Source organism: Peribacillus frigoritolerans (assembly GCF_001636405.1).
In the GTDB taxonomy this organism is placed as follows: Bacteria; Bacillota; Bacilli; order Bacillales; family DSM-1321; genus Peribacillus; species Peribacillus frigoritolerans.
In genome coordinates this window covers 1966297-1991631 of sequence record NZ_KV440950.1, presented here as the reverse complement: position 1 = coordinate 1991631, position 25335 = coordinate 1966297, and the positions used below count along the sequence as shown (strand labels likewise).

General features: G+C 40.8%; 19 protein-coding genes. 2 read left to right on the top strand and 17 right to left on the bottom strand.

Annotated features, from left to right (window positions below; genetic code table 11):
• Positions 1–87 precede the first annotated feature (87 nt).
• The 3 genes from A6755_RS09710 to galU form a co-directional block, all read right to left on the bottom strand.
• Positions 88–3054 (bottom strand): CDP-glycerol glycerophosphotransferase family protein, encoded by a 2967-nt coding sequence (locus tag A6755_RS09710; protein WP_063590538.1) that lies wholly within the window; start codon positions 3052–3054, stop codon positions 88–90.
• A 149-nt stretch (positions 3055–3203) separates the two neighbouring features.
• Entirely contained in the window at positions 3204–3800 is a 597-nt protein-coding gene (locus A6755_RS09705; RefSeq protein ID WP_063590537.1) for a serine O-acetyltransferase, read from the bottom strand.
• Positions 3801–3942: 142 nt separating this feature from the next.
• A complete protein-coding gene (gene galU / locus A6755_RS09700) occupies positions 3943–4827 on the bottom strand; it encodes a UTP--glucose-1-phosphate uridylyltransferase GalU (RefSeq protein ID WP_063590536.1) in 885 nt (294 codons plus the stop codon).
• An 812-nt stretch (positions 4828–5639) separates the two neighbouring features.
• Between galU and A6755_RS09695 the strand changes: the two genes are divergently transcribed.
• Positions 5640–6020 carry a helix-turn-helix transcriptional regulator gene (locus A6755_RS09695; protein WP_244889736.1) on the top strand — a complete coding sequence of 127 codons (381 nt, stop codon included), beginning with the start codon at positions 5640–5642 and terminating at the stop codon, positions 6018–6020.
• Between the two features lie 293 nt (positions 6021–6313).
• Here the strand turns inward: A6755_RS09695 and A6755_RS09690 are convergent, their stop codons facing one another.
• The 4 genes from A6755_RS09690 to A6755_RS09675 all read right to left on the bottom strand — a co-directional run bounded on the left by A6755_RS09690 (position 6314) and on the right by A6755_RS09675 (position 11796).
• On the bottom strand, positions 6314–8197 hold the full coding sequence (locus A6755_RS09690; RefSeq protein ID WP_063590535.1) for a S8 family peptidase: 1884 nt from the start codon (positions 8195–8197) through the stop codon (positions 6314–6316).
• A 253-nt stretch (positions 8198–8450) separates the two neighbouring features.
• Positions 8451–9611: a serine hydrolase domain-containing protein gene (locus A6755_RS09685; protein WP_063590534.1), complete on the bottom strand. Its 1161-nt coding sequence runs from the start codon at positions 9609–9611 to the stop codon at positions 8451–8453.
• A gap of 517 nt (positions 9612–10128) precedes the next feature.
• Positions 10129–10431, bottom strand: coding sequence for a hypothetical protein (locus tag A6755_RS09680; RefSeq protein ID WP_063590533.1), 303 nt, complete (start codon positions 10429–10431; stop codon positions 10129–10131).
• A 195-nt stretch (positions 10432–10626) separates the two neighbouring features.
• Complete coding sequence (locus tag A6755_RS09675) at positions 10627–11796, bottom strand: serine hydrolase domain-containing protein (RefSeq protein ID WP_063590532.1); 1170 nt, start codon at positions 11794–11796, stop codon at positions 10627–10629.
• 415 nt (positions 11797–12211) lie between these two features.
• On the opposite strand from A6755_RS09675, the gene A6755_RS09670 reads away from it, so the two are divergent.
• Positions 12212–14245: a serine hydrolase domain-containing protein gene (locus A6755_RS09670; RefSeq protein ID WP_063590531.1), complete on the top strand. Its 2034-nt coding sequence runs from the start codon at positions 12212–12214 to the stop codon at positions 14243–14245.
• A gap of 1189 nt (positions 14246–15434) precedes the next feature.
• Here the strand turns inward: A6755_RS09670 and A6755_RS09660 are convergent.
• The 10 genes from A6755_RS09660 to A6755_RS09615 form a co-directional block, all read right to left on the bottom strand.
• A complete protein-coding gene (locus A6755_RS09660) occupies positions 15435–16142 on the bottom strand; it encodes an ABC transporter ATP-binding protein (protein WP_034308744.1) in 708 nt (235 codons plus the stop codon).
• A complete protein-coding gene (locus tag A6755_RS09655; RefSeq protein WP_063590529.1) occupies positions 16142–16924 on the bottom strand; it encodes an ABC transporter ATP-binding protein in 783 nt (260 codons plus the stop codon). Before A6755_RS09655 ends, A6755_RS09660 begins: the two co-directional genes overlap by 1 nt.
• On the bottom strand, positions 16896–17861 hold the full coding sequence (locus A6755_RS09650; RefSeq protein WP_063590528.1) for a branched-chain amino acid ABC transporter permease: 966 nt from the start codon (positions 17859–17861) through the stop codon (positions 16896–16898). The genes A6755_RS09655 and A6755_RS09650 overlap by 29 nt, the downstream gene beginning before the upstream one ends.
• 13 nt (positions 17862–17874) lie before the next feature.
• Entirely contained in the window at positions 17875–18753 is an 879-nt protein-coding gene (locus A6755_RS09645) for a branched-chain amino acid ABC transporter permease (protein ID WP_034308751.1), read from the bottom strand.
• Positions 18754–18916: 163 nt separating this feature from the next.
• On the bottom strand, positions 18917–20095 hold the full coding sequence (locus A6755_RS09640; RefSeq protein ID WP_034308753.1) for an ABC transporter substrate-binding protein: 1179 nt from the start codon (positions 20093–20095) through the stop codon (positions 18917–18919).
• A 548-nt stretch (positions 20096–20643) separates the two neighbouring features.
• The gene (locus tag A6755_RS09635) at positions 20644–21351 is read right to left on the bottom strand and encodes an ABC transporter ATP-binding protein (protein ID WP_034308755.1); all 708 of its coding nucleotides are present in this window, start codon (positions 21349–21351) and stop codon (positions 20644–20646) included.
• The gene (locus A6755_RS09630; RefSeq protein ID WP_063590527.1) at positions 21351–22130 is read right to left on the bottom strand and encodes an ABC transporter ATP-binding protein; all 780 of its coding nucleotides are present in this window, start codon (positions 22128–22130) and stop codon (positions 21351–21353) included. Before A6755_RS09630 ends, A6755_RS09635 begins: the two co-directional genes overlap by 1 nt.
• Complete coding sequence (locus A6755_RS09625) at positions 22105–23076, bottom strand: branched-chain amino acid ABC transporter permease (protein ID WP_034308758.1); 972 nt, start codon at positions 23074–23076, stop codon at positions 22105–22107. The genes A6755_RS09630 and A6755_RS09625 overlap by 26 nt, the downstream gene beginning before the upstream one ends.
• A 13-nt stretch (positions 23077–23089) precedes the next feature.
• A complete protein-coding gene (locus tag A6755_RS09620; protein WP_034308761.1) occupies positions 23090–23968 on the bottom strand; it encodes a branched-chain amino acid ABC transporter permease in 879 nt (292 codons plus the stop codon).
• 76 nt (positions 23969–24044) lie between these two features.
• Complete coding sequence (locus A6755_RS09615; RefSeq protein ID WP_063590526.1) at positions 24045–25232, bottom strand: ABC transporter substrate-binding protein; 1188 nt, start codon at positions 25230–25232, stop codon at positions 24045–24047.
• Between the last annotated feature and the right edge of the window lie 103 nt (positions 25233–25335).

Genomic DNA, 25335 nt, shown 5'->3' with positions numbered 1-25335 from the left:
TAGCCCCATAGATAAAAGCCCCTAGTTCAAATCCTAGGGGCTTTTATTTTTACCGTTAAAATTTAAAACTAACGGCATTTCAAGTTTTTATCTTAATATATTTAACATGCTCATGCCAATCCGTCCAACAATTGGATTTTGCTTGTACTTTCTCCAAACATATTTAAGAAGGTAACTTCTTTTCAAGACTTTTAGAATTCCATCCGATTTAACAAGTGATTTTTCACGTTCACTGATATACTTATAAATCCTTGAGCTGTTATCGTGATCAACATGTTTAAAATAATTGTTTCTAATTGAACTGAATTCTTCTTTTTCTTTAAACCCATTGTTTATATAAACTCTTAATTTATCAACTAACTCTGAAGAGTTGTAAGCAACCTCTCCAAAAACATCATTTCTTAAATCCATGTAGCTACCCTGATTCTCTATATACTTATCCAAATCAAAATGAAAGAAGAGAACGGGTTTCTTTTGATAATATGTCTCCCAAGCTACACTAGAGTAATCTGTAATCAATAAACTTGAACGCATAATTAAATCATTAATTTTTGCCTCACCAAACTGTATAACATTAATATGCTCATGAGAACTAGTGAAATTTGCAACGTACGGCATAAATTTCGGATGGACATAGAAGTTTAATGTGATATCATTTTCCTTTAATAATTGGGAGAGCTTTTCTGATTGAATTAAACTGTTATATTCATGAAAATAATCTGATAAAACAAATTTATCATCCTCTACCTCTTCAAGCCAATTTCTCCATGTAGGCATTAAGAAAATCTCTTTTTTTGTATTTTGAAGCGATTTATCCTCTAATGCATCCCATCTTGACAGGCCTGTAACAATGACGTTTTCTTCATTGTATCCAAAATAGCTTTTTACGATTTCTTTTTCAAAATCAGAGGATACTACAAATAGGTCTGCACCGTTGGATGAATTTGCTTTAAATGTATTATCGACTCTTTTCAAACCTAGTACTCCATGTTGTAAAAACACATATTTCTTCTCATTTAAAAATTCACGGATAGCTCCTTGGGAAACCCTCCATGCATACCCGTGTCCTTTTGTCTCCGAAGATACAATTAGCTTTGATCCAAGTAACAGTAGGAGGTGTTTGACACTCATAAAATAAACGATGCGCTTTTTATAGGGGGCTAAATTTTTTTCATCAGCTGATCCCTTTTTAATCACATAGTATATCTTTTTATTATAATGATTTTCATAACAATATTTGAAGAAATAGAAACTATTATCTTGAGCCGTTTCGGAATATTTTTCATGAATAAGCCAAATTGGCTTCCATGCAAAGTACCAACCCAAAAGAATGTATAGGAAATAGGCCGTATACTCGTTACTCTTATGCTTGAAAGACTCAAATTCACCTATTTGTCGATAGGTTAAACTCAAACAATCATTCATAGTAATATAGGGATAAATCATATATTCATCCGGGGTATTTATCGTATATCGAAACATACCATGTTTCAATTTTTTACTAATTAAATAATTATCATTGTTAAGACGTACATGGCGTTTATCACCATTACCTAGAGTAATTGTAATGAAAAAATCCCAATAAAATTGCTCTAATTCTAACTGACTAATATTTAATTCTGCTTTGACCTTTCTACTATACTTGTCCTGTGACACCTCTTCAGCACAAGGGACCTGAATTACCTGGCTCTTATCCTGTCGTAACCTCAGTGTTACATGGTCTACTACAAAACTATTTGTTTCTTTTACATGAATAGAGGCAGTAAGTTGTAGTAATCCTTCCTTATTCATAGATACTTCATGAAGTTTTGTTTTTGCAGGATACTTTGAATTCATATACTGTTCTTCAGTACAAAAATATAATGAGAACTCGTTATCTTTTGTCAGATATGGTGATATACCTACGGCTTCATTTAGCATTAAATACCCTGCACGCTTATCTTTCTCTGACAAAGGCGTAACGTTGTAGTTTCCTATCCGTCTGTTCACTTTCACGTGATCATGGGAGAGTTCCATATACAAATCCCAACGGCTTATAACAGCAATCTTTTCTTTCAACTGTGAAGCCGGAATGATGATTTGTTCTTTCCCCCCGAATACGGTCCTTTTTACATCAAGTGTTATTATTTCAGGCTCTTGTCTTTTCTTTAGATAAAATTCAACCTTATTTGCATGCTTCAATTCTTTTGACGATATATCAAATGTTATATATCCATCCTCAACCCTTAGATTTTCTGCATCCACTTGCCCTTTAATATGTTGAATAATCGTGGACATTTGTTTTACTTGTTTTCTTACAAGAAACTTCATTTCATCATCTTGGTATTTCACTTGAACATTTATACCATAGCGTTCTAGTATATGGCCTTTGGTCATTTGTAAATATAAGTTCCATTTTCCTTTTAGTGAAACCGAATGAAGGTCTTTTTTACTGACTATAAGAGTTTTTCCATCAGTATCTATATTCATGGGAAGAACAAAAACACTGTCCCCACTTTTCATAACAAGTCTCGTATCTTTTATGTTATTATTTAAAGTCTCAGAAAAGTTGAGGAATACTTTTGTATCTGTTTCTTTTACACTCAATACTTGTTTAGAAAGACGTATAACATTATAACTAATGTCTTCCAGTTGCAGCATATTAGCGCTGTGGATAGATAAACCATTTTTTTCTGTTAGATAAGGAATAAAAGCCTGTGTTCCATTATTAATAATGGGCTTTAAATAGCGCATTAATTCAGATGCTGCACGTGCAGCATATAGGCCTATTCTCTTCTTACGAACATCTTTATTGCTTTCAACTTCAATAAAGAAGTCCCAACGTCCCTTGTCTAACCCTTCAAGTTCCTTTAAAGGAATTATAATTACGTGCTCCTTTAAAAACGCTTTACGCTTGTAAGATACAATTCTTTTCTTATTACTATACCGACTTTGAATTTGAAGTTGAAATGTATCTATATTATCTAAAATTTCTTTAGCAAAAGTAATTTGTAGATTTACCCCATCCCAGGTGACATGATTAAATGCCAGTTCATTTTCTTTTCTCTCACGCATTTTGATACTCCTACTCCTCCTTATTTTCCCCATAGCCATACACCTATTATCTTTTGTATGATTAGCTCTAATTGTAAAGGGAAGCACTGATGTTGATTGAATTTTCTGATATGATTAACATTGGCTCATATGAAGAGATAGCAAAAATTTTATTTTTTATTCATGTATTTCTTTTTCACTTTGTCATATGCTCTTACAACTTGAGTTTCTGTATTTCTAGAAATTATTTTAGCTGGAATACCTACAACTGTGACATTATCAGGTACGTCTTTGGTTACTACTGAATTAGCACCAATTGCAACATTGTTGCCGATTTTGATACCCCCAAATATCTTTGCGCCAGGTCCTATGTACACATTATTTCCGATTTTAGGAACCTGACCTTTATGAACTCCAATATTAACTCCAGAATGAATTTCACAATTCTTACCGATTCGAGCCTTCTTATTAACAATTACAGAACCACTGTGAGGTATCTTTAACCCTGGACCGAAGGACACTGGATGTATTGATATTCCTAGCATAGATCCTACCTTTTTAAGTTTTCTCAATGACATGTTATATCTCCACATGGAAAATGAACTGTTTAATTTCTTAGTCTTTAAATACTCTGATTTTCTAAGCAGACGTTGGAAATAAAGTTCAGGATGCATTACTTTATAGCTGTACTTCCACTTTTTCAACTTTCTTGCTACTAAATCAGATTCTAGATAAATGTAATAATCGTCACGATTCTTTATTGCCAAAATGCTCTCTCCTTGATGATAGGTTACTTTTTCACTTTACTCTTTACGTTTTTTCTCTAATTCCCACACGAAGAAAAAGCCAGTAGTAACTAGCCTGATACCTCTAGAAAGTCTCCGTGCGGACAGAGAAATATAAATTTAATTAGTTAACCTGTAACTGCTCTTCTTTTTCTAAAATGCCTTTTATATATCCGAGAAGTTCTTTCTTTAACTCTTCATTTTGCAATGCAAATTCTATAGTAGTTTGAATAAATCCTAATTTCTCTCCAACATCATATCTTGTACCTTCGAAATCGTAAGCGAAAACTCTTTGGATTTGGTTTAATTGTTGTATTGCATCGGTTAACTGGATTTCTCCACCTGCTCCAACCTCTTGTTGTTCTAATAACATGAAGATTTCAGGTGTTAATATATATCGTCCCATAATTGCTAAGTTAGATGGTGCTGTACCTGGTGAAGGCTTTTCTACAAAGTTCAGAACTTGGTAACAATTACCTTCTTTCATTAGAGGATCAACAATTCCATAACGATGTGTCTGATTTTCAGGTACTGTTTGTACACCAATTACAGATGAAGAAGTTCTTTCATACTCATTTATGAGTTGTTCCAAACAAGGTGTTTCAGCCTGGACAATGTCATCTCCTAGTAGGACTGCAAATGGTTCATTTCCAATAAATTTACGGGCACACCATACTGCATGACCAAGACCACGTGGTTCTTTTTGTCTTATATAATGAATATTTACCTTGGAAGACGCTTGTACCTTTTCAAGTAAGTCATTTTTCCCTTTTTCTAAAAGATTCTGTTCCAATTCGACAGCGTAATCAAAATGATCTTCAATAGACCGCTTTCCTTTTCCAGTTACAATAATGATATCTTCAATTCCAGATGCTATTGCCTCTTCCACTACATATTGAATGGTAGGCTTATCTACAATTGGCAACATCTCTTTTGGAATGGCTTTGGTTGCAGGTAAAAATCTTGTTCCGAGACCTGCAGCTGGAATAATAGCTTTTTTAACTCTCATCTTTTGGTTCTCCCTCTCTTGTCTATAAGTAAAATCGTAATGTTTTTTATCTTTTGCTTGGAAAAGAACCATATGTTGTTCAACCGTTATATAAGCTCGAATATGGTTGTATATGAATCTTGTTTTAGTCCCCAAAAATATCCCCAGTATTTCTAATAAATGGAAAAATATCTCGAATTTGAGATAGGTAACTCAACTTTTCATTAGTTTCAGTGTTTATTTATTCGTACTTCAAGGCATCTTAAAGTAGCTCGAACAACTGCTCCAATGAACAGCAAAATCGAGTTCGTTGACTTCGTCACAAATGTTACCCTATAGCTAGAGCCTTGATAAAGTTCTGTAGAGTTTAAGTTTTTAAGGTGAGAAACTTGAGTAGATAATATAATCTGCAAAATTTTTAGAGTCTTTAACTATATGATAATGCGATTTTTTACCGTCCCTTATTAAGCATCATCAACCTCTAGTACGATGTACTTATTGTTACAACTTTATAAAAAAACAAGGGTCTTTTTAAACATAAAATTTATTTTAACACACTTTTTACAATTAGTAACATTGTTTTAATAATTGACCTAAATGTGATTTTAATTCCCTTGGAATATGAGTGAAAATATGATTATTATTAATTGCATGTGTGCACTTTACATTGAAGCAAGGATTAGCCCGTTTATCTTCCAATGATTCAAGCATTTCTCCGTGATATTATATAGGGAATATAGACCAAGCGTTTAAGCCTACCATATATCAGATTAGCTCCTTATAAAATTTGTTAGTTTAACAAATGATAAGTCTAAGGAGTGATACATTTGAAAGTGGAAGGTGTATATACTTATTTATGTGAAAGTTGTTTAACACTATTTGGCGTAGTTTCTCGTTTTTCTGTTATGGAAGATAAAGTTGATACACTGACGTGTCCCAAGTGTTCGAAGAAAGTAGCAGGTTGCATGGGAGAAGGGCATATAAATTACGTATATCATGAAAAAAAGGCAGAAATAATAACGAACGAAACGGATGAGATTTCACAACTGCCAGAATTATTAACAGTCGAGCATTTGGCAGCTTATTTAAATGTTAGTGAAAGAACTGCTGATGAATACATGGGAAATCCCGATTTTCCTTTGATTCGTTTAAAAAGGTCCAAAAGGGTTTTCAGGGATGACTTTTTAGACTGGTTACAATCAAAGAAAGAATAAATGCTTTGGATTTAGTATGGCTACTATAATTTTTAAAGAACTGAGGTGCTACGTAATGGCAGCACCTTATTTGTATTTTTCTTTTTAAACGATGATGGCAATTTAGATGAGATTTGATTTATTGAATTTCTGCAAAGCTGCAGCGGCACCTTCATTACATTCATTTTCCTCGACTGCTTATCTTGTTTTGGCTATTGCTTATTTTTTTGCCCAAAACGGTATCGTTTCCCCCCTTCAATTGAAACAGGAACAGCCCCCAATCAGATGATTGGAGGCTGTTCCTGTTTTTCCATTCACTTTTTAACTGTTACTTTTCTTGATTCGCTTACGTTTTTCGCTTTATCTTTGGCATGAATATATAGGTTCTTCCCGGCTTTTTGCTTGGGGATTCTAACCGAGAATGTACCTTTGGTCGTTGCTGTTGCAGAGCCGATCACTTTTTTTGATGCTCTGATGTACACTGTGGAGTTAGCTTCTGCCTTTCCGGTTACTATTGTCGTTTTTGTCGTGACTGTGTTGACCGTCGGTTTACTTGGTGCCGTTTTGTCTGCGACGGTCACGGTTTTGATCGAGCTTATATTGCCCGCTTTATCGGTTGCTGTAACGGATAGGACTTTTCCGGCTTTTTGTTTTTTTGACATCGTTACGGTGAAATTCCCTGCGCTGTTGGAATTTGCTTTGCCTAGAACCGTTTTGCCGGTTTTGACGGTGACGGAAGAGCTAGCTTCCGCTTTGCCGGTTACTTTTACGGTATTGTCACCTACCGTATTTACGGACGGTCTTGCAGGAGCCGTTTTATCTGCCACCTTAAATGAAACAGGTATACTTTTATTTCCCGATTTATCGATGAGCCTAGTAAAGATGGTCGTGCCGGCTGTTTGTTTTGCAATGGTCGCTGTAAACGTTTTTTCGCCGTTGATCTTCACTATGGCGAGTTGTTTTTTATCGGTATAAATGGAGACTGTCCCCGTTTTGAAATCAGCCGGGATTTTCCCATTGATTTTGGTGTCCTTATCGGATATCGCAGTCACGGACGGTTTGGTCAGCGTCTTCATTTCCAGTGCTTTTTTGGCATTGACCCGTCCGTTTCCATAGTAAATGTCTTTCCCTTTTGTACCTAGGTCCACGGCTGAATCATAGAGACGGTATTCAACCTCCGTTTTGTTGAGCTTGGGCTCATGGGACCAAATCAATGCCGCTACACCCGCCACCATTGGCGTCGCCATCGATGTTCCGCTCATCCAGCCGTATTTACCATTTGGCAAGGTTGAAAGGATGTCATCTCCAGGGGCCGCAATATCGACTGTTGAATGGTAGTTGGAATAACTGGGACGTTTGTCACTTGAGTTAGTGGCAGCAACGGAAATGACGTGGCTGAATGCAGCTGGGTACACACGCTGTACATTTTTGCCCATATCCCCTTCATTCCCGGCAGCCGCGACGATCAGTACGCCTTTTTTATAGGCTTCCTGGACGGCCTTGTTCAAGGACTCCGAATAACTGGTGTCGCCTAAACTCATATTGATGATGTTTGCCTTTTGCTGAACGGCATAATGTATCGCGTCAATGATATCTGCCGTATCGGCATACTCCCCATCAAAGACGTTGATCGGCATTAGTTTTACGTTCGGGGCAACACCCGTTCCGCCTATGCCGTTGTTCGCAGAACCGGCAATGATGCCAGCGATATGCGTTCCATGCTCCCCTTTTGGGACGATATGCTTCCGATTGCGTATCGTATCATAGGCATTGACGATCCTCCCTTTTAAATCTTCGTGGTTGCGATCGATGCCGTCGTCAATGATCGCAACGATCAGCTCCTTCGATCCCATTGACTTTGTCCACGCTGCACCCGTACCAAGCTTTTTATGGTGCCACTGGTCTATGTAGGCTGGATCGTTCGGGCTTTCCATCTTCTTGAACAGATAGTTTGGTTCTGCATATTCCACATCCTTCTGTTCTTCAAGTTCCTCGATCAGGTTATCGGTTGATTCCCCTTTAGGAACCTCCACCTTTTCTATCAACTCGTTGATCGGCTCATCGCTCGTCTCTTTGTACTTGACGATGACACCATCAGATTGCTGCGTCCCTTCCGCAGACGCAGCATCTGGCTGGTAGATTGGCAGAATCATAAATAGTAATAATACCGGCAATATGGCCTGAATAAGCTTGTGCATACAATCACTCCAAAAAATATGATTAAGAATAGCTATCGATGAGGTTAGATCATGAACCAATTCTACTATTATTCCTAACTAGATTGTATACCGTCCGATTCGGTTTTACTAACCTTTTTATCTAGTTGAATTAACTTATTTGCACAACAAAAAAACGCTATCCTTTCCTATGATTCTAGAGAAAGAATAACGTTTTTTTCATGTTATGGAGGATTTTGTTTTATTAGCTTAATAGCATGACTTTCCTTTTTGCCTACTTGCTAAATTCAGCAAGTAAAATATTTTTAAAAGGATCAGAACCACCATTAGCTTTATGGCCATTCAAATTGGTGGCCAATGTATGCTTGCCTCCAAGTGTGCCTCCAGCAAAAGTAGAAAACCCTGGAACACCGCCTGCGTGTCCCCATATCGAGACGTGGTTTGGAAGTTTAGTTTCATAGATTCCAAGACCATATCCATCGACCCCTTCCATTCCAGTAGGAACCGTAGTAAGCATTTGTTTTAGTTGCTGTTCCTTCAGTAATTTGCCACTGAGTAAGCAAGAGAAGAATTTGTTTAAGTCGTCAGCAGTAGAAATCAAATCTCCATCCGAACTACCTGGGTTAGAATACGTAACGTCTTTTAGCTCACTTTCTCCGTCATAACTTTCATATCCACGGGCATGCTTGGTGCCTGGAATAACCGTTGAATTGCCAGGCAGGAATGTATTCGACAATTCAAGCGGTTCAATAATCCGATTTTCAACCTCTTCCGCATAGCTGTTTCCAGTCACTTTTTCAATAAGGATGCCCAGTAATACGTATCCTGTGTTTGAATAAGACCAGCCCTTTCCTGGAGCAAAGTCTGGGGGAAGAGAAACCCCCATCTTTACGAATTCTTCAGCTGTATACGATTTTTTTGTATCTTTAATATCAAAGTCTTTTGACTTTATGTAGTCAGCGATACCACTTGTGTGATTCAATATCTGCCGGATAGTAATCTGGTTACTATCATATCCGTTTCCTTGAATGACACCAGGCAACCATTTTTCAATGGGGTCGTCTAGATTCAAGCGGTTCTCTCCAGCTAATTGAAGTAAAACCGTCGCGGTGAACGTCTTCGTCACACTGCCAATGCGAAAGCGAAATTCTGTTTTCATTGGTTTCTTGGTTCTCAGATCCGCTACCCCTGCGGCATAACCCCATGTTTTTCCACCCTCAGCAGTTTTAGCAAGTATCCCAGGGTATCCAAGTTGTAGTGTATCCCGCATTGCTTGCTTAACAGAAGTACGATCTTGTTGGGTACTTGTTTGTAACGAACTAGATACATTTTGAGTGGGCTCTGCTTTTATAATGGAGGTTGGTGTTGTATATAACAGAGAACTTCCAGTTATTAAAAGGACTAAACCTGTAGATGTAATTTGACGCTTTTTCATAAAGATATTCCTCTCCTCTATTCATATTGTATCGGTAGTTATTTGCTGTTTTATACTAGTCTCACAGCTTTCATCTTAACCAAAGACAAAAGGGCAAGAGTGGATTTGCAATTATCTTACTCATTATTATTTTCACAAACGCCATTGAGTTCTAACAAATGGTAAATTCCTCTTTTTCCACATGTATGTTAACCCTAGAAATTACTTCTTTTCCTTAAAAGACTCTTGTTACTGGTTTGTTTTTCATAAATAGGTCATACCAGTTTCCCCTTTCACGCCTCATTATATTTTTATCATGCACAATGAAAATCACCCCTCCTCCTTTATTGTTAATGCGTTAAGAACTGCTCTTTGATTCTATGGGTTTTTCTGTCACATACGGTAGTGTCAAAATGTCATGGTTTCTATGACATAGCTATTAATACAGCCGTATCCCACTCAAATTTTTGTTTTTTTTTATGAATATGACAAAAGTTCACTATCGACTATGACTCGCCGCTTGCTGCATGTAAAAATATTATGCTTTAGGATTTCGCCTCCCTACTTCAATAAAATAATTATGGTTACCTAGTTGTGGGGATAAAAACCGTTGATTAACTTCTTGTTTCTTTACAGTGAATGATTCTTGAACACTCTTTGTACCTAGTTTATATTTGTCCTTATTTTCATCATCATATCGAAATACTACAGTTTCATTATATTTCTCTGTAGACAGTACATTATTTGATGTAACTGCATAGCTAGATACCGGTAAACTAATTGATGTAGCAATAACACCAGCTGACAATAAAACTGCTAAACTTTGCTTCTTTTTTTTCATGTTTTTTTCTCCTTTGTTGTTACATTCTTCATTAGACAGAATGTTTGCGTTTTTCGAAAAGTGGTACCACATGTCCATCAAATTAAGAACTTTCCTTTCCCAAAAGATTTTTAGAGTAAGTTGTTTTTTTGAACCAGAAAGGTATATTTTCAACTATAAAAACTATGACAAAATTTATCCGGTTTTCCTTTTTGCCTACTTGCTAAATTCAGCAAGTAAAATATTTTTAAAAGGATCAGGACCGTTATCCCTACCCAAACTGTTCAAACTGACGGCCAACGTATGCTTACCGCCAAGTGTACCTCCAGCAAAAGTGCTGAATCCTGGTATGCCACCTGTATGTCCCCATATCGGGACACCGCTTGGAAGCTTAGTTTCATAGATTCCAAGACCATATCTCCCGATTTCAGCTCTTCCTGTAGGAACTGTAGTAAGCATTTGTTTTAGCTGCTGTTCCTTCATTAATTTGCCACCAAGCAAGTAAGAAAAGAATTTGTTTAAGTCGTCAGCAGTAGAAATCATCTCTCCAGCCGAGCTACCTATACTTGGATTAAAATAAGTAACGTCTTTTATCTCACTTGCTTCGTCTGGTTGGGAATATCCCCGGGCATGCTTGGTGCCTGGAATAACGCTTGAATTGCCAGGCAGGAATGTATTCGACAATTCAAGCGGTTCAATGATCCGATTTTCAATCTCTTCCGCATAACTGTTTCCGGTTACTTTTTCAATAAGGATACCTAGTAATACGTATCCTGTGTTTGAATAAGACCAGGTCTTTCCTGGGGCAAAGTCTGGGGGCATCAAAAGTCCAATCTTTACTAGCTCATCAGCGGTATACACTCTTTTTGTATGCGTAAAATCAGCTTCTTTTGATCTTGAGTATTCAGCGATACCACTTGTATGGTTCAACATCTGTCGGATAGTAATCTGTTTAGCATCATATCCATTTCCTTGAATGATACCAGGTAACCATTTTTCAATGGAGTCGTCTAGGTTCAGGCGGTTCTCTCCAGCTAATTGAAGTAAAACCGTCGCGATGAACGTCTTCGTCACACTGCCAATGCGAAAGCGAAAATCTGTTTTCATTGGTTTCTTGGTGCTAAGATCCGCTACCCCAGCGGCATACCCCCGCGTTTTTCCACCCTCAGCAGTTTTAGCAAGTATCCCCGGGAATCCAAATTGCAATGTATCCCGTATTGCTTGCTTGACAGCAGTACGATCTCGTTGAGTACTTGTTTGTAAAGAACTAGATACATTTTTAGTAGGCTCTCCTTTTACAATTGAGGTTGGCGTTGTGTATAACAGGGAACTTCCAGCTATTAAAAGGGCAAGACTTGCAAATGTAATTTTGCTACGTGTTTTCATAAGGTATTCCTCATCTCTATTTATCTTGTATAGTTAGTTGTTTGCTGTTTCGTATTAACCACACGGCCATTATCTCCGCCAATGTAGTTCATACCTGTTTCCTCTTTCACTCCTCTTTATATTTTTATCATGCACAATAAAAACCTCCCCTCCTCATTTATTGTTAATGCGGTAAAAACCGCTCTTTGATTCTAGGTGTTTTTCTGTCACATACGGTAGTGTCAAAATGTCATGGTTTCTATGACATAGCTATTAATACAGCCGTTTCCCACTCAATTTTTGTTGTTCTTTATAAATATGACAAAAGCTCACTATCGACTATGACTCGCCGCTTGCTACACTTTGTTCATACGCTAACGAGCCCCTAACTCGTTGTGCTAACAAAAATTCCAATCAAATAAAGGAGCGTACAAAAATGAAAAAAGCAATTAACAAACTGGGGATCGTTGCAATTCTCCTTACTTCTTCAACCATGATTTCTGCGTGTTCCCAACAATCGTTAGAAGCAGGAAAATCAAAACCATCGGCATCCACGACTGATATCCAAATGACGAAAGGACCTATTAATAAAAAAGAAATAGAATCTTTTGCTGATCCGTTATTTGAAGAAAAAATGAAGAAGTTCAATGTGAACGGTTCTAGTTTTGTCGTCGTTCATGATGGAAAGGTCGTTGTCAATAAAGGGTATGGATATGCCGATAAAGAAAAGAAAATCCCCGTCACTAAGGACACGGTCTTTCAAATCGGTTCAGTCACGAAAACTTTTACTGCTTTGGCTGTGATACAGCAAGTCGATAAAGGAAAGCTTAAACTAGATCAAGACGTACAAAAATATTTTGGTGGATTAAAAATGCCTAATCAAACTGGGAAACCTCTTACCCTGTTTGATATGCTCACTTATACCAGCGGGGTGGATTTTCCCGATCTTACAAACATAACTGGACCTGAATATATTAATAATAATAATAGTATACCGATGAAAGAATTTTTCGCTAAACATATGCCAACTGTGGTACGGCCACCAGGAGAAGTTTATACGTATGACAACGTCGGATTTGCGCTCGCAGGGTTTGCAGTGGAGAATGCTACCAACACCCCTTTCTCGAAATATATGGAAAAGAATATTTTCAAACCATTAGATATGAAATCTACAAGCATGAGCTTTACGCCTGATCTTCTCGAAAAAATGGCCACACCTTATGGTCCCACTGGCGATCCGATTCCAGCAAGTGGGAGCGGTTTAAGGGATACACCACAAGGAGGCATTTTATCTACTGCAGAAGACATGTCAAAATACATGATTATGCAACTACAGAAAGGAAAGTTTAAAGACAAGGAAATTGTAAGTAAAAAAAGCTTGGATATGATGCATGCCTATCAAGTTTTTGATGATAAGAAGATTCCTGTTGCGACAATTGGATTTGAAACGCCTTTTAATGAATTTGCTAACGGTCAACACGTTGTAATAAAAGGGGGAAGCATGCCTGGACATCAATCACTGCTGATTTTAGTGCCTGAACAAAAAACAGCATTCTTCATGTCTTACAATAATGATTCAAGGATGAGTTTAGACATATATGAAACTCTCATGGATCACTATTTCCCTGCTAAGAAGAATGAAGGAAAAACAAGTTATCTCCCGTTAGAGGAAAAAGAAGCTCATAAATACTTCGGCTTATTCCAAAATACGCGTTTCGCTGCACTTCGCACTCATTTCACTTATGAAAATGGGAACTTGGTCATGGAGAGTGGATTTGGAAAACAAGTTCTCAAAATGATTCATCCGTTGTTATTTGAAGATTCGGAAGGCAGCAAAGTTGCTTTCAAAAAGAATTCAGCTGGAGAAATCGCATATTTTCACTACAGCTCTCCTAAAAGCCTTGATTTTGTAGCAGATGCCCAGAGATTTAACAACAAACCACCTTTTGATGACGTTCCACAAAAGGGTAACTATAGAAGTCACATTGATAATCTTCATGCTCTAAATATTATGGGTGCTAAAACAGGTAATCTATTCAAACCGATGGACATCATGACACAAGGAGAGTTTGCGGATACGTTGTTACTTGCTTATGGATGGAACGGTTTTCCAGACGACTCCAAGGAGGCAAGGGAAAAAGTTATGAAAGGAATTCCAGGGTATGACCGTGCTACTCCGATTACCCGACAGGTCGCAGCAACCATGATTCAAAACTTAAAGCAAATTCATGACATGAAACCGATTCAACCTGACAAAGCTATTAAAGTTACATTACTTGATGCTGCGGATGACTGGGCAATTCAATCGATTCAGGCACTTGCCTCCCAAGGCATTCTAGACCCTGATACTTCCATTAATGCTGACGGATCCTTAACCTTCCGTCCGAAGGATTTGTTATTGCGTCAAGAAGCAAGTGCTTTGCTGGATTTAGCCTTTGGCTATCATGCACTACCTAACAAACAGCAGTAGATATTTTATTCATAGATTGAATCATGAAAAAATTGAATGCTGATGAGAAACCAACATCCAGCTAAAATAATACAAAAAATTCGACTTTGTAAGACCTTTATAAAAACGGAAACGATTCTAAAGATAATGTTATTGCATTTAAAGAAGGAACCTATCATGAAATATGATAGGTTCCTTCTTTGTTATATAGGGGGAATCATGCTTACCATCAACTTAAGAAATTAATGGTTCCCAAAAAAACGAAAAAATGAGCCAAAATCTCATAAATAACTGTGGAGGGTAAACTTTTCGTTATTAAAAACCTTAGCTTGATGGTCATGGGGTTCTATCTACGAGATGCGAGACTCCTGCGGGAAATGCGAGTCCGAGGGAGACCCCGCAGGCGCAAAAGCGCCGAGGAGGCTCCCGGGACCGCCCGCGGAAAGCGAGTGCCTGGAGTGGAAAATCAACGGTTCGAGTTTTACACACCCTCAAAAAAAGTGTAGACAAAAGAAGGTCTATTTTACTGTTAAAACAAAGTTGATTGGAGCGGGTGTTCGAGACTCCTGCGGGAAATGCGAGTCCAAGGGAAACCCCGCAGGCGCAAAAGCGCCGAGGGGCTCCCGGAACGCCCGCGGAAAGCGAGTGCCTGGAGTGGATATCAACGGTTCGAGTTTTACAAACAAAATAACTTCAGGCAACAAGGAGGTCTATCTAAGTATTCAAACAAAGTTGATTGGAACGGAAGGTACGAGACTCCTGCGGGAAATGCGAGTCCAAGGGAAACCCCGCAGGCGCAAAAGCGCCGAGGAGGCTCACGGACCGCCCGCGGAAAGCGAGTGCCTGGAGTGGAAATCAACGGTTCAAGTTTTACAAACAAAAAAACTGCAGCCAAACTCGTTTTTCCTCGAATATATCTCCAGTCAGTCTGGGAGTTCCGATTGGTCTAATCCTAAACCATGATTTTAAAACAAGACTAAATTATTCTTCATGTTTTTTTGCTGTAATCCTTAATAGATGGAAGAAATTTGCGACACTCCTGCCGAATTACTGGCTAGCCGAGACACCGGAGGCGCTTGCGCCGAGGAGGCTTGGCAAACAGTCGGCGGAAAGGGAGCGGATTTCTGAAATCAACTGGAACCTTTTTAAAATAAAAAAACTGCAGCCAAACTCGCTTTTTCCTCGAGTTCGTCTGCAGTCTGTAACAGGTTTAATGTCCGCCTAAATAGGCATTCTTGATTTCTTCGCTTGCAGTCAGCTCCTCTGATTTGCCTGATAGGACGATTCGGCCGGTTTCGACAACATAGGCTCTGTCCGCGATGGATAGTGCTAAGTTGGCATTTTGTTCGACCAGCAGAATCGTCGTACCTGTTTTGTTGATTTCTTCGATGATATGAAAGATTTGCTTCACCAATAATGGAGCAAGTCCCATCGATGGCTCGTCCAGTAACAGAAGCCGGGGCTTGGCCATGAGTGCCCTGCCCATCGCGAGCATTTGCTGTTCCCCGCCGGAAAGGGTTCCGGATTGCTGTTTCAGGCGCTCCAGCAAACGCGGGAATAATTCATAGACTTTCTCCATGTCCTGCTTGATGCCTGCCTTATCTTTGCGCAGATAAGCACCTAGCTGAAGGTTTTCTTCGACGGTCATGTTAGCAAAGACCCGCCGGCCTTCAGGGACATGGGAAATGCCCATTTTCACGATGGATTGCGCTGCCTTCCCCCCGATGGAATCCCCTTCGTATATGATCTTCCCTTGTTTTGGTTTTAATAGGCCGGAAATGCTCTTCAGCAACGTGCTTTTCCCGGCTCCGTTCGCCCCGATCAGGGTTACGATTTCGCCTTCGTTAATAGAAAGCGAGATTCCTTTCAAGGCTTGAATGTTTCCGTAATAGACGTTGATGTCCTCGATTTTTAACATTATGAAACCTCCTCGCCCAGATAGGCCTCGATGACTTTTGGATTGTTACGGATTTCCTCTGGCTTTCCTTGAGCGATCAGCTGTCCGTGATCGAGTACATATATGCGTTCACAAACACCCATGACGAGCGGCATATCATGTTCTATCAATAATACGGTCAAATCGAATTTCTCACGGATGAGGGCAATCAGGTTCATGAGTTCGTGCGTTTCCTGGGGGTTCATCCCCGCTGCCGGTTCATCGAGCAAAAGCAGTTTCGGGTTGGCGGCAAGGGCACGGGCGATCTCCAAACGTCTTTGTTTACCATATGGCAGGTTCTTTGCCTTTTCATCCTTATATTGATCAAGGTTGAAGATCTTCAGGAACTCAATCGCTTTTTCATCCATTTCCTTTTCGCCTTTAAAATGGATCGGCATGCGGAAGACCGAACTTAAGATGCCATGCTTCGAAAGCGAATGATAGGCCACTTTTACATTGTCGATCACCGATAGTTCGCTGAATAAGCGAATGTTCTGGAATGTCCGGCTGATCCCTTTTTGCGTGATTTTATATGGAGGCAGTTTTCTTAAGTTCTCACCTTCCAAAGAAATGGTGCCCTCCGTCGGGACGTAAACTCCTGTCAGCAAGTTAAAGAAAGTGGTTTTTCCAGCGCCGTTCGGCCCGATCAAGCCAATTAGTTCTCCTGGATATAATTCGACGTTAACATCAGAAACGGCTTTAAGCCCTCCGAACTGGATGCCGACCGAATCGACTTTAAGCAGCGGTGTTTTTATTTTTTTCATGGCTGCTTCCTCCTTTACGTTTGAACATGGATGTTATTTCTTTGGTACCCATTAAACCTTGCGGGCGATAGAGCATCATCACGATAAGCACAAGACTGTAGATGATCATTCGTGTTTCCGGATAATCCTGCAGGAAAGTCGTGACTACCGTCAGTAATATCGCGGCCAATACGGCACCGGAAAGACTTCCAAGACCGCCAAGTACGACAAGGATCAAAATATCAAATGATTTCAGGAATCCAAAGTTCGACGGCTGGATGATATAGAAGTTATGAGCGTAAAGCCCCCCAGCGATACCGGCAAAAAAAGCACCGATCGCAAAGGCGACAACTTTATAATAAGTCGTGTTGATTCCCATCGAATCGGCAGCCGTTTCGTCCTCGCGGATCGATATGCAGGCTCTTCCGTGGGTCGAGCTAGTAAAGTTTCGGATGACGATGATCGTTACGATGACGGAAGCGAATACCCACGGCCAAGTGGTCAAATGGGAAACCTGCATGCCGCTCGCCCCGCCGACATAATCGATATTCAAAAGCATGATCCGGACGATTTCCCCAAAACCAAGGGTCGCAATCGCCAGATAGTCACCTTTTAAGCGTAAGCTAGGAATTCCGATGATCAATCCTGCCAGCGCTGACGCCAAACCGCCGACTATCAATGCCGCATAAAATGGCATTTCCAGCTTCATCGTCATGACGGCTGAAGCATAGGCACCGACTGCCAGGAATCCGGCATGCCCGATGGAGAACTGCCCGGTTATCCCGATGATCAAGTGCAGGCTCGCCGCCAGAATGATATTGATCCCGATGAACATGAGCGTATTTTGATAAAAAGGATTTAGCGATCCGCCGCCGATTAACACTTGAACTACGGCGAAAAAGATCAATGATAGTAAAATCGAGAGCCAAAAACCTTTTGCTCGCTTAATTGTAGTCATTGCTTTGTCTCCCCTATACTTTTTCTTTTTTGTTTTTACCGAATAAGCCTTGTGGCATGAAAATCAAGATAAGAATCAGTACGACGAAGGCTACAGCATCACGCCATAATGAGTAACCGGCGGCACTGACCAAAGCTTCGATGACTCCTAGCAATAGGCCACCGACCATCGCGCCCGGTATAATCCCGATCCCTCCAAGTACGGCGGCAACGAATGCCTTCAATCCCGGAAGCACACCCATGAGCGGCTCGATCTTAATATAGTAAATACCGAAAATGACGCCCGCTGCCCCAGCCAATGCGGAACCGATTGCAAAGGTGGCAGAAATCGTGTTATCGACATTTATACCCATCAGCTTAGCTGCATCCGCATCGTAGGAAACGGCACGCATCGCTTTTCCAATTTTCGATTTATGAACGATGATTTGAAGGATGATCATCAAGACTACAGCCACTCCAAAAATCAAAATCGATTGACTATTGATGGAAACTCCAAAAATATTGAACTTGTCTGTCGGCAATACATCATTCGGATAAGCTTCCGGCTGTGCACCGCGGACGTAGATGAATCCGTATTCGATCAAAAGGGAAACACCGATGGCAGTGATAAGTGCCGCGATACGTGTTGCGTTACGCAATGGCTTGTACGCGATACGTTCGATCAATACTCCAAACAGAGCACAGACCGTCATCGAGATTAATAGGGCGGGCACGAATGACAGATCCAGGACCGTTATTGAGTAAAACCCAACGAATGAGCCGACCATGAATACATCGCCATGTGCAAAGTTTATCAATTTAACAATCCCGTAAACCATCGTATATCCGAGAGCGATAAGGGCATAAATACTTCCTAATGAAACCCCGTTAATTAACTGTTGTATCAATTCCATGTTCGACTCTCCTTGAAAATCTAATTTTATGAGTGATTAGTCCAGACTCTTTTCATTCCGCTAAGGGGATGTTCAACACCCTGGCATGCTTGAAAAATGAGAATTCGCCAGCACCTTCTTATTAAGGAAGGGCCGGCGAAAGGGTTGGAGTTGTTCTCCGAAATTAAGGATTGATTTTTGTGTTGAATACTTGTTTTCCTTCTTTAAATTCAAGGATGGTGGCAGATTTGATTGGATTATGTTTTTCATCCAATGTGAATGTACCCGTAACAAGCTCAAGGTCAGCCGTTTTTTCCAGCGCTTCTTTGATTTTTTCCGAATCCGCTGAACCAGCACGTTTAATCGCGTCTGCAAGGAAGTATCCTGTGTCATATCCTAGGGCATTGAATGCATCCGGGGACTTATCTTTGTATTTCGCTTTAAATGCTGACACAAAATTCTGAATTTTCTCATCAGGATCACCTGAAGAATAGTGGTTCGTGATGAACGTATTATTTAGAGCTTTTGCACCGGCAATTTCAACTAGCTTAGGAGAATCCCAGCCGTCGCCGCCCATGAATGGAACGTCAAGTCCAGTTTCCCGTGCCTGCTTCACGATCAGACCAGCTTCCTCATAGTAACCAGGAAGGAAAATGAAATCAGGTTTTGCCGATTTCAAACGAGTCAATGTGGAACGGAAATCAGTATCCTTCGCAATGTAAGCTTCCTCAGCAACAACTTTTCCGCCATTCTTTTCGAATTGTTCTTTAAAGGCTGCGGCTAACCCTTTTGAATAATCACTTGAGCTGTCAATATAGATGGCTGCACTTTTCGCTTTGATTTCTTTAGCGGCAAAGTTTGCAGCTACCGTCCCTTGGAACGGATCGATGAAGCTTGTCCTGAAAACGAAATCATTCAATTTATCCTTGCTGAAAGTGATTTCAGGGCTTGTACCAGAAGGTGAAATGACCGGCACTTTATTATCTTGGGCAATCTGTACTTGTGCAATCGAGTTCGTGCTTGTTGCTGCGCCCACGATCGCTGCTACCTGATCTTGCGATGTCAGCTTGATCGCCCCGCTTGTCGCTTCGGACGCTTCAGATTTATTATCGACTTTAATTAGTTTGATTTTTTTACCGTCAATGCCTTCTTTATTGATTTCTGCAGTTGCAAGCTCCAGACCTTCTGCAATCGATTGTCCATATGAAGCTACACCGCCTGATAATTCAAGGTTGACACCGATTTTGATCGTATCTCCATCCCCGCTTGATTTTTCAGATGAACCAGAGCCGGAACAACCCGCTAGCACTCCTGCAGCAAGTGATAGAGAAAGGAATGCACTTGCTAATTTTTTCTTTTTCATAAATAATCCCCCCATTTTGTAATCAAGCTCTGATGCATGAATATTTATTCATGATCCTTCAGAAAAAAATTGATTAGATGAAATGTTTCAAATTAAATTAATATTTCGAAAAATAGTTTACCGCATAATTTTCATTCCGTCTATACAATAATTGCGAGAAGATTTCGGTAATTAGGATATTCTTCACAGGTAGTGCCCTATCATTTTTATCTTTATATATTTTAAATATTGCGACAATAGGCGATATAATCAGAAAAAACGAATAATTAAATTATATTGATATTATAAATTCCTTATTTACAGATCAAAAAATTTTATTCATTCTCTAATTTTACTCATCCTATTAATTACATTTTTACCAAAATACAAGTATATTGATAGGGAATTAAACCCAGTTTTTTCGTGTTTTTTTAGTCTTAATTCCTATATCAAAATTGAATAATACTATATTGGATGTATAAAATCATGCATGAAACCCTGTGCTTTTTTATCTTTTTGCATATTTTGCATAACCCGATCAACAAACAAAAAAACCGCCAAATGGCGGTTCAGTGGCCTCCTAAATAGGCCATTTTTATTTCTTCACTTGATGTTAGTTCCTCGGCATTGCCCGACAGGACGATTCGGCCCGTTTCAACGACATACGCCCGATCTGCAATGGATAAGGCGAGGTTGGCGTTTTGCTCGACCAAAAGGATCGTTGTGCCGGACTCACTGATTTCCTGGATGATGTTGAATATTTGCTTCACCAGAAGCGGTGCAAGGCCCATCGAAGGTTCATCGAGCAGTAATAATCGCGGTTTCGCCATTAAGGCCCTGCCCATTGCAAGCATCTGTTGTTCACCGCCTGAAAGCGTGCCAGCCTGCTGTTTGATTCTTTCCAGCAGCCTCGGAAATAGCTCGTATACCTTTTCCATATCCTTATGGATGCCATCCTTGTCTTTCCGCAAATAAGCTCCAAGCTCCAGGTTTTCGGCCACCGTCATGTTGGCGAAGACACGTCGTCCTTCAGGCACATGGGATATGCCCAGTTTCACGATGGCCTGTGCCGCTTTTCCCCCAATCGAATCGCCTTCGAACAGAACTTTTCCTTGCTTTGGTTTTAACAGACCGGAAATCGTTTTGAGCAGCGTGCTTTTTCCCGCTCCGTTCGCCCCGATCAAAGTCACGATTTCCCCTTCATTTATCTCCATGGAAACCCCTTTTAGCGCTTGGATATTGCCGTAATAAACATTGATGTCCTCTATTTTCAGCATCAGGAAACCTCCTCCCCTAGATATGCCTCGATAACCTTTGGATCGTTGCGGATTTCATCCGGCTTTCCGTGAGCGATGAGCTGTCCATGATCAAGGACATAAATCCGTTCGCATACACCCATGACCAGTGACATATCATGTTCGATTAGCAAAACGGTAAGGTTGAACTCCTTCCGGATAAAAGCTATGAGGTTCATTAATTCTTTCGTTTCATGGGGGTTCATCCCGGCTGCCGGTTCATCCAGTAAAAGAAGTTTCGGATTGGCTGCAAGGGCACGGGCGATTTCCAGCCGCCTTTGCTGTCCGTATGGAAGATTCTTCGCTTTTTCGTCCTTAAAATGGTCAAGATTGAAAATCCGCAAAAATTCGAGCGCCTTTTCATCCATTTCCTTTTCCCCTGAAAAATGTCCGGGCAACCGGAATATGGAGCTTGGAATTCCATGCTTGGCAAGCGAGTGGTAAGCAACCTTCACATTATCGATCACGGATAACTCACTGAAGAGACGAATGTTTTGAAAGGTCCTCGAGATCCCTTTTCGGGTAATTTTATAAGGCTGCTGCTTATTTAGATTTTCCCCGTTCAAGGCGATCGTTCCTTCTGTAGGGACATACACACCCGTCAATAAATTGAAGAAGGTTGTTTTCCCAGCTCCATTCGGCCCGATCAGGCCTACAAGTTCCCCTGGAAATAATTCCACGTTCACATCGGACACCGCTTTCAATCCGCCAAAGCGGATACCCACCGAATCTACCTTAAGCAACGGTATTGTGGCTTCCATCCTTTGGGCCCCCTTTCGTTTTTTTATGTGTGAACAATGATGTGATTTCTTTTGTTCCCATTAACCCCTGCGGGCGGAAAATCATCATCAGGATCAGGACAAGACTGTAGATGATCATCCTCGTTTCCGGATAATCCTGAAGGAATGTCGTCACGATCGTCAGTAAAATGGCGGCCAAAACCGAACCTGAAAGACTTCCAAGACCGCCAAGTACGACGAAAATCAGTATATCGAAGGATTTCAGGAAACCGAAATTCGATGGCTGGATAATATAAAAATTATGGGCATAGAGCGATCCGGCAATTCCGGCAAAAAAAGCTCCGATGACGAAGGCCGCCACTTTATAATAGGTCGTATTGATTCCCATCGCATCAGCCGCCGTTTCATCTTCCCTTACGGATATGCATGCACGCCCGTGCGTCGAATTGGTGAAATTCCTGATGACTAAGACGGTGATCATGACACAGGCAAAAACCCATGGCCAAGTAGTCAGGTGGGATACCTGCATCCCGCTTGCACCGCCTACATATTCAATATTCAAAAGGACGATCCGGACAATTTCCCCAAATCCAAGGGTGGCTATCGCCAGGTAATCCCCCTTCAGGCGCAAGCTGGGTATCCCGATCACCATACCCGCAACAGCGGCGATGACGCCCCCAGTCAATACAGCTATGATGAAAGGAAGTTCCAGCTTCATTGTCATGACTGCCGAAGCATAGGCCCCAACCGCTAAAAAACCTGCATGCCCGATAGAGAACTGCCCGGTTATTCCAATGATTAAATGAAGGCTCGTCGCCAGCATGATATTGATGCCGATGAACATGAGCGTGTTGATATAAAATGGATTGAGGATACCGTTTGAAATGGTGTACTGCATGATTCCGAAAAAAATAAGTGCGAGCACGATCGAGAGCCAAAAACCCTTTGAATTCTTTAAAGTAGTCATCGCCATGTCTCCCCTATACTTTTTCTCTTTTATTTTTACCGAATAGTCCCTGCGGCAAGAAAATCAAAATCAAGATAAGTACGACGAAAGCCACACCATCGCGCCATAATGAGTAACCGGCGGCACTGACCAAAGCCTCGATCACACCAAGCAGCAGACCGCCGACCATCGCTCCCGGAATGATGCCGATACCGCCCAAGACGGCTGCAACAAATGCTTTAAGGCCAGGAAGGACACCCATCAACGGTTCGATTTTAATATAGTAGATGCCAAAAATGACACCAGCCGCCCCTGCCAGGGCCGAACCTATGGCGAAAGTAGCGGAAATCGTATTGTTCACATTGATTCCCATCAGCTTTGCCGCCTCGGAATCGAAAGAAACGGCACGCATCGCTTTGCCGATTTTGGTTTTATGGACAACGAATTGCAGGATGATCATTAATATGATGGATACGGATAAGATCAATATCGATTGACTGCTGATGGAAACTCCGAATATATCGAGTTTATCCATCGGAAGGACATTATTTGGATAGGCTTCCGGCTGGGCGCCCCGGATGTAAATCAGCCCATTTTCTATCAGAAGGGAAACACCGATGGCCGTTATCAAAGCCGCGATCCGTGTTGCATTACGAAGGGGTTTATAAGCAATGCGTTCAATTAAAACGCCAAAGATGGCACATGTGGCCATTGAAATCAATAAAGCCGGGATGAAGGATAAGTCCATTACGGTAATGGCGTAAAAGCCCACAAATGAACCGACCATGAATACGTCTCCATGAGCGAAGTTTATGAGTTTGACGATTCCATACACCATCGTATAACCAAGCGCGATCAAAGCATAAATGCTTCCGAGTGAAATGCCATTTACCAATTGCTGAATCAGTTCCATATTGCACTCTCCCCGTTAAGGTGTTTTTTAAGTGAATATAGAATAGGGGGGACTTGCCCCCTATCCACGTAAGGTATTATGGATTGATTTTTGTCTTGAATGTTTGTTTGCCATCCACATATTCCAGGATGGTCGCCGATTTGATCGGATCATGATTTTCATCAAGGTTCAGCGTTCCGGAAACTAATTGAAGATCTTTTACATCTTCCAACGCTTGTCTGATTTTTTCAGGGGAAGCATCTCCAGATCTCTTGATGGCGTCTGCCAGGTAGTACCCAGTGTCATAGCCAAGTGCAGCAAAGGCATCCGGTGTTTTATCGTATTCCTTTTTGAAGGCTGCAACGAAATCCTGGATTTTTGCATCTTCATCTTCCGGGGAATAGTGATTCGTGATATAAGTATTTTTTAAAGCTTCCGCTCCGGCAATTTCAACGACCTTCGGGGAATCCCAGCCGTCCCCGCCCATGAATGGAAGGTCTATGCCGTCTTCACGTGCCTGTTTTAGGATCAATCCGACTTCCTCATAATAACCAGGAAGGAAAACGAACTCAGGTTTTGCCGATTTGATACGTGTCAATGTAGAACGGAAATCAGTATCTTTCGTTACATAAGCTTCTTCTGCCACGATCTTACCGCCCTTGGCAGTGAATGCTTCTTTAAAAGCTGCGGCCAATCCTTTAGAATAATCGCTTGCGCTATCCACATAGATCGCAGCCGTCTTTGCCCCTATTTCGTCAGATGCGAAATTGGCTGCCACCGTACCTTGGAATGGATCGATAAAGCAAGTTCTGAACACATAATCATTTAATTTTCCAGCTTTGTTGGTAATGTCGGGATTTGTTGCAGTTGGTGTGAGTAGAGGAACTTTATTATCCTGTGCGACTTGAACCTGTGCCAATGTATTCGTGCTTGTCGCAGATCCGACTACAGCCACTACCTTGTCCTGGCTGACTAACTTGATCGAACCGCTTGTAGCTTCTGCTGCATCTGATTTATTATCAACCTTCACGATTTCCAATTTTTTACCGTCGATTCCCTCTTTATTAATCTCATCGATGGCCAGTTTCAAACCATCGGCAGCCGATTGGCCGAATGATGCCGTACCTCCGGACAATTCAAGGTTGGCCCCAATTTTAATGGTGTCACCCGATTTTGATGAACCCCCGCCTGAACTGCTGGTTTTCGAGTCGCCGCTGCAACCTGCCAGCGTCCCTGCAACCAAAGAAAGTGATAGAAACACTCCTGCTAGCTTTTTCTTCTTCATTTGAAACCCCCTTGTTTTAATATGTTCTTTTAAACAAATAGAATATCTGAATAAAAATAATATTCTGAAAATATAGTGTATCTCATTCTTTCGACCCCGTCTA

Bases quoted from the DNA above. Each gene is read 5' to 3' on its own strand.
- A6755_RS09640 (WP_034308753.1), bottom strand. From the start codon at position 20,095: ATGAAAAAGAAAAAATTAGCAAGTGCATTCCTTTCTCTATCACTTGCT.
- A6755_RS09710 (WP_063590538.1), bottom strand. From the start codon at position 3,054: ATGCGTGAGAGAAAAGAAAATGAACTGGCATTTAATCATGTCACCTGG.
- A6755_RS09650 (WP_063590528.1), bottom strand. From the start codon at position 17,861: ATGACTACAATTAAGCGAGCAAAAGGTTTTTGGCTCTCGATTTTACTA.
- A6755_RS09690 (WP_063590535.1), bottom strand. From the start codon at position 8,197: ATGCACAAGCTTATTCAGGCCATATTGCCGGTATTATTACTATTTATG.
- A6755_RS09620 (WP_034308761.1), bottom strand. From the start codon at position 23,968: ATGGAACTGATTCAGCAATTGGTAAATGGCATTTCACTCGGAAGCATT.
- galU (WP_063590536.1), bottom strand. From the start codon at position 4,827: ATGAGAGTTAAAAAAGCTATTATTCCAGCTGCAGGTCTCGGAACAAGA.
- A6755_RS09655 (WP_063590529.1), bottom strand. From the start codon at position 16,924: ATGAAAAAAATAAAAACACCGCTGCTTAAAGTCGATTCGGTCGGCATC.
- A6755_RS09645 (WP_034308751.1), bottom strand. From the start codon at position 18,753: ATGGAATTGATACAACAGTTAATTAACGGGGTTTCATTAGGAAGTATT.
- A6755_RS09615 (WP_063590526.1), bottom strand. From the start codon at position 25,232: ATGAAGAAGAAAAAGCTAGCAGGAGTGTTTCTATCACTTTCTTTGGTT.
- A6755_RS09625 (WP_034308758.1), bottom strand. From the start codon at position 23,076: ATGACTACTTTAAAGAATTCAAAGGGTTTTTGGCTCTCGATCGTGCTC.
- A6755_RS09675 (WP_063590532.1), bottom strand. From the start codon at position 11,796: ATGAAAACACGTAGCAAAATTACATTTGCAAGTCTTGCCCTTTTAATA.
- A6755_RS09630 (WP_063590527.1), bottom strand. From the start codon at position 22,130: ATGGAAGCCACAATACCGTTGCTTAAGGTAGATTCGGTGGGTATCCGC.
- A6755_RS09660 (WP_034308744.1), bottom strand. From the start codon at position 16,142: ATGTTAAAAATCGAGGACATCAACGTCTATTACGGAAACATTCAAGCC.
- A6755_RS09685 (WP_063590534.1), bottom strand. From the start codon at position 9,611: ATGAAAAAGCGTCAAATTACATCTACAGGTTTAGTCCTTTTAATAACT.
- A6755_RS09635 (WP_034308755.1), bottom strand. From the start codon at position 21,351: ATGCTGAAAATAGAGGACATCAATGTTTATTACGGCAATATCCAAGCG.
- A6755_RS09670 (WP_063590531.1), top strand. From the start codon at position 12,212: ATGAAAAAAGCAATTAACAAACTGGGGATCGTTGCAATTCTCCTTACT.
- A6755_RS09680 (WP_063590533.1), bottom strand. From the start codon at position 10,431: ATGAAAAAAAAGAAGCAAAGTTTAGCAGTTTTATTGTCAGCTGGTGTT.